The following is a 12,722-nucleotide window of genomic DNA, read 5'->3' on the forward strand; positions in this document are numbered from 1 at the left end:
CCTAGGAACGGGGCGGGGCGGTGGAGAGCCGGACCTTGAGCTCGGTCGCGAGCTCCATCCGGTGGCTGACCAGGGGCTGGCCCTCCAGGAGGTGGAACAGGGTGCGGGCGGCGAGCCGGCCCATCTCCTCCAGCGGCTGACGAACCGTCGTCAGCGGCGGCGACAGCCAGTCGCACATCGGGAGGTCGTCGAAGCCGACCACGCTGAGGTCCTCCGGGACGCTCAACCCGGCCTGCCGCGCGGCCTCGTAGACGCCCATCGCCTGCTGGTCGCTGCCGGCGAAGACGGCCGTCGGCGGGGCGGGGAGAGCGAGCAGTTCCTGGGCGCGCCGGAACCCGCCCTCGTGCTGGAAGTCGCCGAACCGGATCAGGTCGCGGTCGACCTCGACCCCGGCGCGCTCAAGCGCTGCCCGGTACCCGTCGATGCGGGCTTGGCTGCACAGCATCTCCTTGCGCCCGCCGATCGCGGCGATCCGGCGGTGCCCCAGCTCCAGCAGGTGCTCGGTGGCGGCGAGGCCGCCGGCCCAGTTGGTCGCGCCGATGCTCGGGACGCCGTTGTCCGGCAGGTCGATCGGGTCGATGACGACCAGCGCCACTCCGGCCCGTTCGACCGTGGCGCGTTGGGCCTGGGTGACCGAGGAGGTGACGAGGATGACGCCGTCGCTGTGGTGCAGGACCGGCAGCGCGGCCCAGCTCGACGGTGTGGCCTCGCCCGGCGGGACGAGCGACACGACGGTGCCGACGCTCCGCTGGGCGCACTCGGCCTCGACGCCGCGCAGGATCTCCACCGCCCAGGCGCTGTCCAGGCCGCCGAGGATGAGGTCGACGAGACCCGACCTGCGGGCCCTGGCCTGGCGTCCCGGGGAGAGGTAGTTGTGGGATCGCAGCAGGGTCTCGATCCGCTCGCGCGTCGACGGCGCGACATCGGAGCGGCCGTTGATGACCTTGGACACGGTGGCCTGGGAGACGCCTGCCTCCGCGGCGATGACGGCCAGGGTCGGACGCTGCTCGTTCAACTTCTCTCCTCTGCGCGGACGCCATCGGTCGGCGACCAATACCGCAAACGTTTCGAAGAGTTTCGGATCCGTGTGACGGGCTTGTCAACCCTGTAACACGCTGCTGGCTCGCGAGAGTTCGGTGAGAAGTCTTGACCGGGAAGCCACGCGTTCCTAGTTTGTGGCGTCACGGAATTCGAGAGTTTTACGAAAAGTTTTCGGGCTCGAATCGGCATTCCCCACCCCCGGAGGTCCCATGGCCAGCATCCCCCCGAGCCGACGAAGCTTCCTTGCGCTCTCGGGCCTGACCGCACTGTCCGTCTCGCTGACCGCGGCCTGCGGTGGCGGCGGTTCCGGCAGCGGGCGGGCGGCCGACGGCAAGGTGGCGTTCGACTGGTGGAACATCGCCACGACGGAACCGGGCAAGTCACTCTTCCCGCAGATCGCCTCGGCGTTCATGTCCGCTCACCCGAACATCATGATCAAGACGACCTCGTTGGAGAACGAGGCGTTCAAGTCCAAGCTGACCGCCACCACTTCGTCCGGCAAGCTCCCCGACGTCTTCCAGACGTGGGGCGGCGGCGTGCTGCGGCAGCAGGTCGACGCGGGTCTCGTCGAGGACCTCACCGACGCGCTCGGCTGGTCGTCCGAGCTCACGCCGGTGTCGCTGCAGGCCTATCAGATCGACGGCCGGACCTACGGAGTCCCGTACGACATCGGCATGGTCGGCTTCTGGTACAACAAGAAGCTCTTCGCCAAGGCCGGGGTCACCGCGCCGCCGGCCACCTGGGCCGAGTTCCTCGACGTCGTCAGGAAGCTCAAGGCGGCCGGCGTCACCCCGATCGCCCTCGCGGGCAAGGAGAAGTGGCCGGGCCACTACTACTGGGCCTACCTCGCGATGCGCGTCGCCGGCCTCCCCGCCCTGCAACAGGCCGCGGACGGAAAGGACTTCACCGGCCCCGGCTTCGTCCAGGCCGGTGCCCACCTCAAGGAGCTGGTCGACCTCCAGCCGTTCCAGGAGGCCTTCCTCGGCGCCGGCTACGCCACCCCGGGCGGTCAGGCCGCGACCATGGGCCACGGCAAGGCCGCCATGGAGCTGATGGGGCAGTGGGCGCCGTCGGTGCAGAAGGACGCGGCTGCCGACCTCGGAGCGGACCTCGGCTTCTTCCCCTTCCCGACCGTCGACGGCGGAGTCGGCAAGGCCGGCGAGGTGTTCGGCGGCGGCGGAGGCTTCGCGTTGCGCAAGGGCGCCCCGAAGGAGGCACTGGACTTCCTGAAGTTCTTCGTCCTGGAGAACCAGTCCAAGCTGCTTGCCTCCAACGGCTACCTGCCGGTGGTCAAGGGCGCGGAGAGCCAGCTCACCGACGCCAACAAGAAGGTGGTGGCCGGCAGCCTGGCCAAGGCGACGGGCTTCCAGCTCTTCCTCGACCAGGCCTATCCGCCGGCGGTCGGCCAGGAGGTCAACGACAGCGTCGCCGACCTCATCGCGGGCAAGAAGACGCCCGAGCAGGTCACCCGGTCGATCACCGAGGCTGCGAAGGGTGCCTAAGTCCGTGGCTACCCCGACCAAGGACCCGGGCAAGGGCCCGGCCGAGGACCCGGCCGGCGAGCGGACCCAGGGCGCCGCACCGGTACGCCCGCCCGCCCCGGCTCGGTCGCTCCTGCGCGGACTGGCCAGTTGGGCGTCGATCGCCTGGTTCCTCGTCCCGGCTCTGCTCCTCTTCCTCGTCTTCGTCCTCGCCCCGATCGTCGTCGCCGTCCACACCAGCTTCTTCAAGTGGGGCGGGGTCGGTCCCATGGTCGACTTCGTCGGCCTCGACAACTACGCCAGGCTCTTCGCCGACCAGGTCTTCGTCGGCGACATGGGGCGCGGGCTCTACCTGATCATCCTGTCGGTCACGGTGCAGTTGCCCTTCGCGCTGTTCACCGCGGTCCTGCTCAACCAGAAGCTGCGCGGCCGGGCCGTCTACCGGATGCTCTTCTTCGCGCCGTACATCCTCTCCGAGGTGGTCACGGCGGTCCTCTTCACCATGATCTTCCTTCCCGGCGACGGCATGGCCGACCATCTCGCCGGCGCCCTCGGCCTGGAGGGACTCCAGGGCAAGTGGCTCGCCGACCCCTCGACGGTCATGCCGACCCTCTTCGTGGTCATGACCTGGAAGTACTTCGGCTTCCACATGATGCTCTTCCTCGCCGGGCTGCAAGGCATCCCGCGCGAGGTCCTCGACGCCGCCTCCATCGACGGCGCCGGCGCCTGGCAGCGCTTCCGGTACGTGACGCTGCCGCTGCTCGGCCCGACGATCCGGATCAGCGTCTTCCTTTCGGTCATCGGGGCCATCCAGCTCTTCGACCTCGTCTGGGTCATGACCACGGGCGGCCCCAACCACTCCTCCGAGACGATGGCGATCTCGATGTTCCAGTTCGGGTTCAAGCGCTACCAGGTCGGCTACGCCAGCGCGATCAGCGTCGTACTGTTCATGATCAGCCTGGTCTTCTCCCTCCTCTACCAGCGGTACGTGCTCCGCCGTGACCTGAGCGGGGCCGTCACCACGGGAGGTGGCCGATGAACGCCCGCAGGGCCGCACGCGGCCTGTCGCTGCACGCCGTGGTCTGGCTGATCGGAGCCTTCGTCGTCGTACCGCTGATCTACGCGGTGATCTCCGGGTTCAAGAGCACGGGCGAGCTGACGACCAATCCGTTCGGGCTTCCGGAGCACTGGAAGATCAACAACTACGCGGGCATCCTCGGCGACGGAATGTTCTGGCGGCAGATCGCCAACAGCGCCGGCATCGCGATCGGCACGACGGTCTGCACGGTGGCGGCCTCCGCCATGGCGGCGTTCGTCCTCGCGCGCTACGCCTTCCGGGGCCGCGAGCTGTTCTACATGCTCTTCACGATCGGGCTGATGTTCCCGTTCGCGGTGGCGGTCCTGCCGCTGTTCCTGCTGCTGCGCACCTTCGACCTGCTCGACAACCCGCTGGGAGTGATCCTCCCGCAGGCCGCCTTCGGGCTCCCCATGACGATCATCATTCTCCGCGGCTTCTTCCGGACCATCCCGGCCGAGGTCGAGGAGGCGGCCGTCATGGACGGCTGCGGCAAGTTCCGCTTCTTCTGGAAGATCCTGCTGCCGATGGCACGACCGGCGCTCGGTACGGTCTCGGTCCTTGCGATCGTCGCGAGCTGGAACAACTTCTTCCTGCCGCTGCTCGTGTTCAACGACCCGAAATGGCAGACGATCCCGGTCGGCGTCCAGCAGTTCCAGGGCCAGTACTCGACCGACTACGCGCTCGTCCTCGCCTACATCGTGCTCGCCATGGTCCCCGCCCTGGCCTTCTACGCCGTCGCCGAGCGCCAGCTGATCGGCGGCCTCACCGCGGGCGCCACCAAGGGCTGACCCGCCCCGCTCTCCCTCCGCTCCGAGGAGACCTCGTGAAACGCCTGACCACCCTGACGACCGTCATTTTGTTAGCGCTAACAACGCAAGCGGTGGCCGACCCCGCCCCACCCGCGGCACGCGCGGCCGACTCCGCCCCACCCGCGGCCGAGCTCGCACACCCCACCGTCGACTTCCGCACCGCCCTCCAGCCCATCGACGGCTTCGGCTTCTCGATGGCCTTCCAGCGCGCCGACCTGCTGTACGGCGCGCGGGGCCTCGGCCCGGCCAAGCAGCGCGAAGTGCTCGATCTGCTGTTCAGCAAGGAGCAGGGCGCGGGGCTCTCGATTCTGCGTCTGGGCATCGGGTCGTCGACCGACAGGGTCTACGACCACATGCCGACGATCCTTCCGGTCGACCCCGGTGGCCCGGACGGCACACCGGACTACGTCTGGGACGGCTGGGACGGCGGCCAGGTCCGGCTCGCCAAGGAGGCCAAGGCCTACGGCGTCAAGCGGTTCTTCGCCGACGCGTGGAGCGCCCCGGCCTTCATGAAGACCAACGGAAGCGAGAACGACGGCGGCGGGCTGCGGCCCGAATGGCGTCAGGCGTACGCGAACTACCTCGTCCAGTACGCCAAGTTCTACCGGCAGGAAGGCGTCGGGATCACCGACCTGGGGTTCACCAACGAACCCGACTGGACGGCGACCTACGCCTCGATGCGGTTCACCCCGCAGCAGGCCGTCGACTTCCTCAAGGTGCTGGGGCCCACCGTCCGCGCATCCGGACTCACGACCCGGCTGGTCTGCTGCGACGCCGCCGGCTGGGACCGCCAGGTCGCCTACACCCAGGCCATCGAGGCGGACCCCGCGGCCGACAAGGCCGTACGGACCATCACGGGTCACCGCTACAGCGGCCCGACCGACGTCCCCCAGCCGACCGACAAGCACGTGTGGATGTCGGAATGGTCGCCGGACGGCACCACCTGGAACGAGAACTGGGACGACGGCAGCGGCTACGACGGGCTCACCGTCGCGGCCGACATCCAGAACACCTTCACCACCGGCAACGCCAACGCCTACGTCTACTGGACCGGCGCGTCCCTCGGCGCCACCCGGGGACTCATCCAGCTCGCCAACCCCGGCGACTCCTACCGGGTGTCCAAGCGGTACTGGGCGCTGGCCGCCTTCAGCCGCTTCATCCGCCCCGGCGCCGTCCGCGTACCGGTCACGAACGGCGACCCCGCCCTCCGGATCACGGCCTTCCGGAACACCGACGGCAGCCGCGTGATCGAGATCCTCAACACCGCGACCACCGAACGCTCCGCCGACTTCACCCTGCGCGGCGGCCACGACCGGCACCCCGACGCCTACGTCACCGACGAGACCCGCTCGATCACCCCGGCCGACGTCGTCTCCACCCACGGCACGACCCTCACGGCCGAGCTCGCCCCGCGCGCGCTCACCACGATCGTCCTCGACTGAACCGACTACCGCACGAGGAGTCAGCCATGCCCACCTCCCGCACCGTCACCGCATCGCGGACGCTCGCCGCCCTGACCGCCGCGGCCTGCCTCGCCGCCGGCCTCGCCGCCGCGCCCGCGGCGGCCGACCCCCGCCCCAGGACGCTCGCCGAACTGGCCAAGAAGCACCACAAGTACTTCGGCTCCGCCACCGACAACCCCGAGTTCACCGACGCCGCCTACCTGAAGCTCCTCGGCAGCGAGTTCGGCCAGACCACCCCCGGCAACGCCATGAAGTGGTACGCCACCGAGCCCGAGCGCGGCGTCTTCGACTTCACCGCCGGCGACGAGGTCGTCTCCTTCGCCAAGGCTCACCGCATGAAGGTCCGCGGCCACACGCTCCTCTGGCACCAGCAGCTCCCCGCCTGGCTCACCGAGGGCACCTGGACCGCCGACGAGCTCCGCGCCATCCTCAAGAACCACATCCAGAAGGTGGTCCGGCACTACAAGGGCCAGGTGATCCACTGGGACGTCGTCAACGAGGCCTTCAACGAGGACGGCACCTACCGCGAGTCGCTCTTCTACAAGAAGCTCGGACCCGGCTACATCGCCGACGCCCTGCGCTGGGCCCACGAGGCCGACCGCCACGCCAAGCTGTACCTCAACGACTACAACGTCGACGGCATAGGCCCCAAGAGCGACGCCTACTACACCCTGATCAAGCAGCTGAAGGCCGACGGCGTCCCGGTGGAGGGCTTCGGCATCCAGGGCCATCTGGCACTCCAGTACGGCTTCCCCGCCGACGTCCAGCAGAACATGCAGCGCTTCGCCGACCTCGGGGTGGAGGTCGCGGTCACCGAGCTCGACATCCGGATGAACCTCCCCGCGACCCCGGAGCAGCTCGCCACCCAGGCCACCTGGTACGCCGACTACACCAAGGCCTGCCTGGCGGTCGAGAAGTGCGTCGGCATCACCCTCTGGGACTACACGGACAAGTACTCGTGGATCCCCTCCGTCTTCCCCGGTGAGGGCGCGGCGCTGCCCTACGACGAGAACCTGCGGCCCAAGCCCGCGTACCACGCGATCAAGGCGGTGCTGGGCGGATGATCAGGACGGCCATCGTCGGAACCGGCGGTATCGCGGGCATCTGCCACGTTCCCGCCCTCCGGGCCCAGGCGCACCGGGCCGAGATCGTGGCAGCCGTCGACGTGGACGCCGCGCGCGCCGAGGCGTTCGCGGCGGAACACGGCATCCCCGCGGTCTACACCGACCTGCACGCGATGCTCGGCGAGCAGCGGCCGGACCTCGTGCACCTGTGCACGCCGCCGTTCCTCCACGCCGACCAGGCCGTGGCCTGCCTGGAGTCGGGGGCGTGGGTGTGGTGCGAGAAGCCGGTGGCGCTGTCGCTCGCCGAGATCGACCGGATCCGTGCCGCCGAGGGGACCGCCGTCGCGGGCGCGGTGTTCCAGCACCGGTACGGCTCCGGGGCCCGGTACCTGCGCGACCGGATCGCGGCCGGAACCCTTGGCCGCCCGCTGGTCGCGCAGTGCGTCACGGCGTGGTACCGCGACGACGCGTACTACGACGTGCCCTGGCGCGGCACCTGGGAGAGCGAGGGCGGCGGCCCGACGCTGGGCCACGGCATCCACCAGATGGACCTGATGCTCGCGGTGCTCGGCGACTGGGCCGAGGTGCGCGCGATGGCCGGCCGGCTGGAGCGCGACGTCCAGACCGAGGACGTGTCCACGGCTCTGGTCCGGTTCGAGAACGGAGCCATCGCGACGGTCGTCAACAGCGTCCTCTCCCCGCGCGAGGAGAGCTACCTGCGGTTCGACTTCAGCGAGGCCACGGTCGAGCTGCGCCATCTGTACGGCTACTCCAACGCGGACTGGACGGTCACCACCGGGTCGCCCGGCGTCACCTGGGAACCGCCGGACGACCTGCCGAGCTCGCACACCGCCCAGCTCGACGCCTTCCTGAACGGCTACGAAGCGGGGGCCCGGCCCGACCTCGGGAGATCCACCATGGAACTGGTCACCGCCCTGTACAAGGCCGCGATCACCGGACTGCCGGTCCGGCGCGGGGAGATCGACGCGGCCGACCCGTTCTACGGCTCGCTCAACGGAGGGCTGCCGGGGGTGTTCCGATGAGGTTCGAACTGGTCGAGAACGAGGACTCGCTGATCGTCCGAGCCGGCGGCACCGACCTCTTCCGCTACGTGCACCGGCCGGTCATGGACCCCTTCGAGGCACCGAAGCCCTATCTGCATCCGGTGCGCACCCTCGCCGGCGACGTGGTCACCGGCTACCGGCCGCACGATCACCGCTGGCACAAGGGCATCCAGCTCACGGCGTCGTGGGTGTCGGGCCAGAACTTCTGGGGCGGCGGCACCTACCTGCGCGGCCAGGGCTACGTCGACCTGCCGAACCTCGGCACGATGCGCAGCCTCGCCCTGTCCCCCGGAACGGACCACGACCGTGCCGTCATCACCGAGGACCTCGCCTGGCACACGATGGCGGGGGAGCACTGGATCGACGAGCGCCGCACGCTGACCGCGCGCGACCTCGAGCCCGACTCCTGGACCCTGGAGATCACCACCGCGCTGACCAACGTCCACGACACCACTCTGCGGTTCGGCAGCCCGGGCACCCAGGGCAGAGAGCTCGCCGGATATTCCGGCCTCTTCTGGCGCGGCCCACGCGACTTCACCGGCGGCGACGTGATCGGCCCCGCGATGGGGGAGAAGGGCGACCGGCTGGCCTTCGTCGGCACGCACGACGGGGTCGACCGCTCCTCCACGCTCCTGTTCCTGGACGATCCGGAAACCCCCTGCCGCTGGTTCGTCCGCAGGGAGCCCTTCCCCGCCGTGAACCCCTCCCTGGCGTTCGACGAGGAACTCCCGCTCGCCCCGGGCGACACCCTGTCGCGCCGCTACCGGATCGTCGTCGCCGACGGAGCGTGGACCCCCGGGCGCCTGGCCCGCCACGTCGAGGAACATCCGTGGTGACCCCGTTCCCCGGCGGCGTGGGGATCTCCGGGGTGACCGTGTACGACGAGGAGACCGCCGACGGTCTGTGCGGGGGCACACCCCACATGCACCTCGTCTGCTCGGAGGCGTACGTCGTCATCGGCGGCGCGGGAAGCGTCCAGACCCTCACCAGCACCGGCTTCGCCGACACCCCGCTGCACCCCGGCGACGTCGTCTGGTTCACCCCCGGCACGATCCACCGCCTCGTCAACGCCGGCGGCCTGCGCCTCGTGGTGCTCATGCAGAACAGCGGACTCCCCGAGGCGGGCGACGCCGTCTTCACCTTCCCCGCCCCGGTCCTCGCCGACCCCCACTCCTACCGGAAGGCGGCCGCCCTGACCGGCGACCATTCCACGGCGGTGCGCCGCCGCCGCGACCTGGCACTGGAGGGGTTCCTCGCCCTGCGCGAAGGCGGGCTCCCGGAGTTCCACACCGCGGCCCTCCGCCTGAAGAGCGAGCTCCTGGACGCCTGGCGGATCCGCTGGCGTGACGGCCCGATGGCCGCGGCCCTCACGACCGGCCGTCAGCTGGAACGGCTGAAGGCCGGAGACCTCTCCCACCTCCGCCACGGCGAGGTGTCACGCCTTGAGCGCCCGGAGCACCAGGTCTTCGGCATGTGCGGCCGCCTTCACACCTATACCGCCCCCGACCACCCGTCACCTCACTCCATCCCCTGAAGGAGCTCTTCTGATGCGGTTCCGCCATCCACCCCTGGTCCTGACTCTCGTACTCGCGGTCCTGTCGTCCTTGCTGCTCGGCGCCACTCTCCTCGGCGCCCCGCCCGCCGCCGCGGCGACCGTCGACCCCAACGCCGCATACGTGCTGGTCAACCGCAACAGCGGCAAGGCCCTCGACGTCTACAACCTGGCGACCAACGACGGCGCCCGCATCACCCAGTGGACCAGGAACGACCAGAACCAGCAGCAGTGGCAGTTCGTCGACTCCGGCGGCGGCTACTACCGCGTCAAGTCCCGCCACTCCGGCAAGGTGCTGGACGTCCAGGGCGCGTCCACCGCCAACGGCGCCGCGATCGTCCAGTGGGCCGACGCGAACGGCACCAACCAGCAGTGGCGTCTCGCCGACAGCCCCGACGGCCACGTGCGGCTCATCGCGCGCCACAGCGGCAAGGCCCTCGAAGTGCAGGGCGCCTCCACGGCCGACGCCGCGAACATCGTCCAGTACGACGACTGGGGCGGCACCAACCAGCAGTGGCAGCTCGTCAAGGTCGGCGGCGGCACCCCCGGCACGTGCGCCCTTCCGGCGACGTACGGCTGGTCGTCGACGGGCCCGCTGGCACAGCCCAAGGCGGGCTGGGCCTCCCTCAAGGACTTCACCGTCGCCCCCTACAACGGCAAGCACCTCGTCTACGCGACGACGCACGGCGCCGCGGGAACGGGAGCGGGCTGGGGTTCGATGAACTTCACCCCCTTCACCAACTGGTCCGACATGGCCTCGGCCGGCCAGAACTCGATGTCGAACTCCGTCGTCGCGCCCACGCTCTTCTTCTTCGCGCCGAAGAACATCTGGGTGCTCGCCTACCAGTGGGGCCAGTGGCCCTTCATCTACCGCACGTCGAACGACCCCGCCAACCCCAACGGCTGGTCCGCGCCGCAGCCGCTGTTCACCGGCAGCATCACCGGCTCCCCCACCGGCCCGATCGACCAGACCCTGATCGCCGACGACCAGAACATGTACCTGTTCTTCGCCGGTGACAACGGCAAGATCTACCGGGCGAGCATGCCCATCGGGAACTTCCCGGGCAGCTTCGGCTCGTCGTACACGACGGTCATGAGCGACACGGAGGCCAACCTGTTCGAGGCCCCCCAGGTCTACAAGGTCCAGGGCCGGCAGCAGTACCTCATGATCGTCGAGGCGAAGGGCGCGAACGGGCGCTACTTCCGCTCGTTCACGGCCACCAGCCTGAACGGCTCGTGGACACCCCAGGCCGCGACCGAGAGCAACCCCTTCGCCGGCAAGGCCAACAGCGGCGCCACCTGGACCAACGACATCAGCCACGGTGAACTGATCCGCACCAGCGCCGATCAGACCTTCACCGTCGACCCCTGCAACCTGCAGTTCCTCTACCAGGGACGTGCCCCCGACTCCGGCGGCGACTACGGCCAGTGGCCCTACCGGCCGGGCCTGCTGACACTGCGGCGCTGACGACGCGACACGGGTCCGGCTCCGCACCGGGAAACCGGTCGGAGCCGGACGGCACACACGAGACCATCGCGATCCCGCTGCTCATTCCGGAGCGGCGGCGACGTTTCGGGTCTCGCGCATGATCAGCAGGCCGTTGACCACCATCAGTGTCGCGGTCAGGCCGTGGACGCCCAGCGCGGTGGCCACCGAGCCGTGGTGGGCCAGCACGTTGGCCATGTCGCCGTACGCGGCGAGTGCTTCCACCAGCAGCACCCAGCCCAGCGCCCGGCGGTGACCCGTCACCAGCAGGATGCCCAGAACCAGGGCCAGGACGACGTCGCGGATTCCCTTGATGACCAGGAAGCCGTCGCCGTCGCCGGACGGCCAGCTCGGCAGGCCGTAGCCCGGCGCCGTCGTTTCCGGGCTCAGGATGTACTCCGTCCCGAACCAGAGGATGAAGAGGATGAAGGTGGCGGCCAGGACGGTGTTGATCTTCTTCAGCGACATTGTTTCTCCAGGCGAGTCTTCGTCAGCTTGGTGAGCTTCGTGGAGCTCGGGGGCGAACCGGTGCCTGCCGGGGCAGTGGTGGTGTCAGGCGAGGGCGGCGACCAGCAGGGTGAACGCGACGACGATGACGGCGACCCGGATGTAGTGGTAGCGGTTCCAGCGGTGCAGCTGCTCCTTCCAGTCGGCGGGCCGGTTCTCCGGGGTCCACGTCTTGTTGCGGTTGTTGATCGGGACGAGCAGCAGGACCGACATGACCACGCTGAGGATCAGCAGTCCGGCGGCGGTGACGACGAGTCCGGTGCCGGGGTGCTGCCATCCGGCGACGGCCCAGATCGCGCTGAGGACGAGCGAGCCGATGTACCAGAACGGCATCAGGGCGCCGAGCATTCGGCCGCCGTGGGCGTGGCCGAGCTGGCGACTGTCCTCGGGAAGCGCGTCCAGGATCCGGTTCATGATGAAGGCGACGGAGAACTCCACCCCCACCATCAGGCCGACGACGACGGTGGTGACGACCCCGAGTGTGCTGAGCATGGCGACCCCTCCAGGAGCTAGCGTTGCTAGGTGATGAGGCAACGCTAGTACTGCTAACGCTCGATTGTCTAGCGATGCTAGGATCGAATCATGTCGGTAAAGGAACGCAAGGAACGCGAACGGGCGGACCGCGAACGTCTCATCGTGGCGACGGCCCGCGAACTCGCCGAGCAGCAGGGCTGGGACGCGGTCACCACGCGCCGGCTCGCCGAGCGCATCGAGTACAGCCAGCCCGTCCTCTACAGCCACTTCCGCGGCAAGCGCGAGATCATCGGCGCCGTCGCCCTGGAGGGCGCCACCGAGATGGCCGCGGCGTTGCGGACCGCGACCTCCGCGACGGACGGCCCACGCGAGCGGGTCGCCGCCCTCGCCCGCGCCTACCTGGACTTCGCCGAACGCAACCCGGCGGTCTACGACGCGATGTTCCGGCTCGACGGCGGTCTGGCGTTCGCGCAGGAGGACACCCCGGAGCCGCTGAAGGACGCTTTCGCCGCCCTCCTCGAGAGCCTCGCCGAGGTCGCCGGCGACGGCGTCCACCCGGGGCTGTTCACCGAGGTGTTCTGGGCGGCTGTGCACGGCCTGGCGACCCTGACCCGAGCGGGCCGCCTGCTGCCCGAGGACGCCGAGTCGAGGGTGGAGCTGTTGGTGGACCGGCTCGCCGTGGTCTGAGGCGGTGAACGCACTC

Annotated in this window: 13 protein-coding genes; 10 read left to right on the forward strand and 3 right to left on the reverse strand. The window is 69.6% G+C overall.

Annotated elements, in window-relative coordinates; genetic code table 11:
• Position 1: 1 nt before the first annotated feature.
• Entirely contained in the window at positions 2-1,015 is a 1,014-nt protein-coding gene (locus ABT034_RS23675; RefSeq protein ID WP_351218336.1) for a LacI family DNA-binding transcriptional regulator, read from the reverse strand.
• Between the two features lie 235 nt (positions 1,016-1,250).
• Between ABT034_RS23675 and ABT034_RS23680 the strand changes: the two genes are divergently transcribed.
• From ABT034_RS23680 to ABT034_RS23720, 9 genes are all read left to right on the forward strand, one after another.
• On the forward strand, positions 1,251-2,543 hold the full coding sequence (locus ABT034_RS23680) for an extracellular solute-binding protein (RefSeq protein WP_351218338.1): 1,293 nt from the start codon (positions 1,251-1,253) through the stop codon (positions 2,541-2,543).
• Between the two features lie 112 nt (positions 2,544-2,655).
• Entirely contained in the window at positions 2,656-3,561 is a 906-nt protein-coding gene (locus ABT034_RS23685) for a carbohydrate ABC transporter permease (protein WP_351218479.1), read from the forward strand.
• Complete coding sequence (locus ABT034_RS23690; protein ID WP_351218340.1) at positions 3,558-4,388, forward strand: carbohydrate ABC transporter permease; 831 nt, start codon at positions 3,558-3,560, stop codon at positions 4,386-4,388. Before ABT034_RS23685 ends, ABT034_RS23690 begins: the two co-directional genes overlap by 4 nt.
• Before the next feature lie 92 nt (positions 4,389-4,480).
• On the forward strand, positions 4,481-5,851 hold the full coding sequence (locus ABT034_RS23695) for a glycoside hydrolase family 30 protein (RefSeq protein ID WP_351218342.1): 1,371 nt from the start codon (positions 4,481-4,483) through the stop codon (positions 5,849-5,851).
• Positions 5,852-5,877: 26 nt separating this feature from the next.
• Positions 5,878-6,936 (forward strand): endo-1,4-beta-xylanase, encoded by a 1,059-nt coding sequence (locus ABT034_RS23700; RefSeq protein ID WP_351218344.1) that lies wholly within the window; start codon positions 5,878-5,880, stop codon positions 6,934-6,936.
• Positions 6,933-7,979, forward strand: a complete 1,047-nt coding sequence (locus ABT034_RS23705; protein WP_351218346.1) for a Gfo/Idh/MocA family protein — start codon at positions 6,933-6,935, stop codon at positions 7,977-7,979. The genes ABT034_RS23700 and ABT034_RS23705 overlap by 4 nt, the downstream gene beginning before the upstream one ends.
• On the forward strand, positions 7,976-8,836 hold the full coding sequence (locus tag ABT034_RS23710) for a DUF6807 domain-containing protein (RefSeq protein ID WP_351218348.1): 861 nt from the start codon (positions 7,976-7,978) through the stop codon (positions 8,834-8,836). Before ABT034_RS23705 ends, ABT034_RS23710 begins: the two co-directional genes overlap by 4 nt.
• Positions 8,833-9,534, forward strand: a complete 702-nt coding sequence (locus tag ABT034_RS23715) for a cupin domain-containing protein (protein WP_351218481.1) — start codon at positions 8,833-8,835, stop codon at positions 9,532-9,534. Before ABT034_RS23710 ends, ABT034_RS23715 begins: the two co-directional genes overlap by 4 nt.
• Positions 9,535-9,547: 13 nt before the next feature.
• Positions 9,548-11,020, forward strand: a complete 1,473-nt coding sequence (locus tag ABT034_RS23720; protein WP_351218350.1) for a non-reducing end alpha-L-arabinofuranosidase family hydrolase — start codon at positions 9,548-9,550, stop codon at positions 11,018-11,020.
• An 81-nt stretch (positions 11,021-11,101) separates the two neighbouring features.
• On the opposite strand, the gene ABT034_RS23725 is transcribed toward ABT034_RS23720, so the two are convergent.
• Both ABT034_RS23725 and ABT034_RS23730 read right to left on the reverse strand, forming a co-directional pair.
• Positions 11,102-11,506, reverse strand: coding sequence for a DUF4267 domain-containing protein (locus ABT034_RS23725; protein WP_351218352.1), 405 nt, complete (start codon positions 11,504-11,506; stop codon positions 11,102-11,104).
• 84 nt (positions 11,507-11,590) lie between these two features.
• The gene (locus ABT034_RS23730; protein WP_351218354.1) at positions 11,591-12,037 is read right to left on the reverse strand and encodes an anthrone oxygenase family protein; all 447 of its coding nucleotides are present in this window, start codon (positions 12,035-12,037) and stop codon (positions 11,591-11,593) included.
• A 90-nt stretch (positions 12,038-12,127) separates the two neighbouring features.
• On the opposite strand from ABT034_RS23730, the gene ABT034_RS23735 reads away from it, so the two are divergent.
• Positions 12,128-12,706 (forward strand): TetR/AcrR family transcriptional regulator, encoded by a 579-nt coding sequence (locus tag ABT034_RS23735; protein ID WP_351218356.1) that lies wholly within the window; start codon positions 12,128-12,130, stop codon positions 12,704-12,706.
• The last annotated feature ends 16 nt before the right edge of the window (positions 12,707-12,722 follow it).

It is taken from the genome of Streptomyces sp. NPDC002773 (assembly GCF_040295605.1).
Classification (GTDB): domain Bacteria; phylum Actinomycetota; class Actinomycetes; order Streptomycetales; family Streptomycetaceae; genus Streptomyces.

Coding starts and splice junctions, on each gene's coding strand:
- ABT034_RS23680 (WP_351218338.1), top strand. CDS start 1,251: ATGGCCAGCATCCCCCCGAGCCGACGAAGCTTCCTTGCGCTCTCGGGC.
- ABT034_RS23690 (WP_351218340.1), top strand. CDS start 3,558: ATGAACGCCCGCAGGGCCGCACGCGGCCTGTCGCTGCACGCCGTGGTC.
- ABT034_RS23700 (WP_351218344.1), top strand. CDS start 5,878: ATGCCCACCTCCCGCACCGTCACCGCATCGCGGACGCTCGCCGCCCTG.
- ABT034_RS23705 (WP_351218346.1), top strand. CDS start 6,933: ATGATCAGGACGGCCATCGTCGGAACCGGCGGTATCGCGGGCATCTGC.
- ABT034_RS23710 (WP_351218348.1), top strand. CDS start 7,976: ATGAGGTTCGAACTGGTCGAGAACGAGGACTCGCTGATCGTCCGAGCC.
- ABT034_RS23720 (WP_351218350.1), top strand. CDS start 9,548: ATGCGGTTCCGCCATCCACCCCTGGTCCTGACTCTCGTACTCGCGGTC.
- ABT034_RS23725 (WP_351218352.1), bottom strand. CDS start 11,506: ATGTCGCTGAAGAAGATCAACACCGTCCTGGCCGCCACCTTCATCCTC.
- ABT034_RS23730 (WP_351218354.1), bottom strand. CDS start 12,037: ATGCTCAGCACACTCGGGGTCGTCACCACCGTCGTCGTCGGCCTGATG.
- ABT034_RS23735 (WP_351218356.1), top strand. CDS start 12,128: ATGTCGGTAAAGGAACGCAAGGAACGCGAACGGGCGGACCGCGAACGT.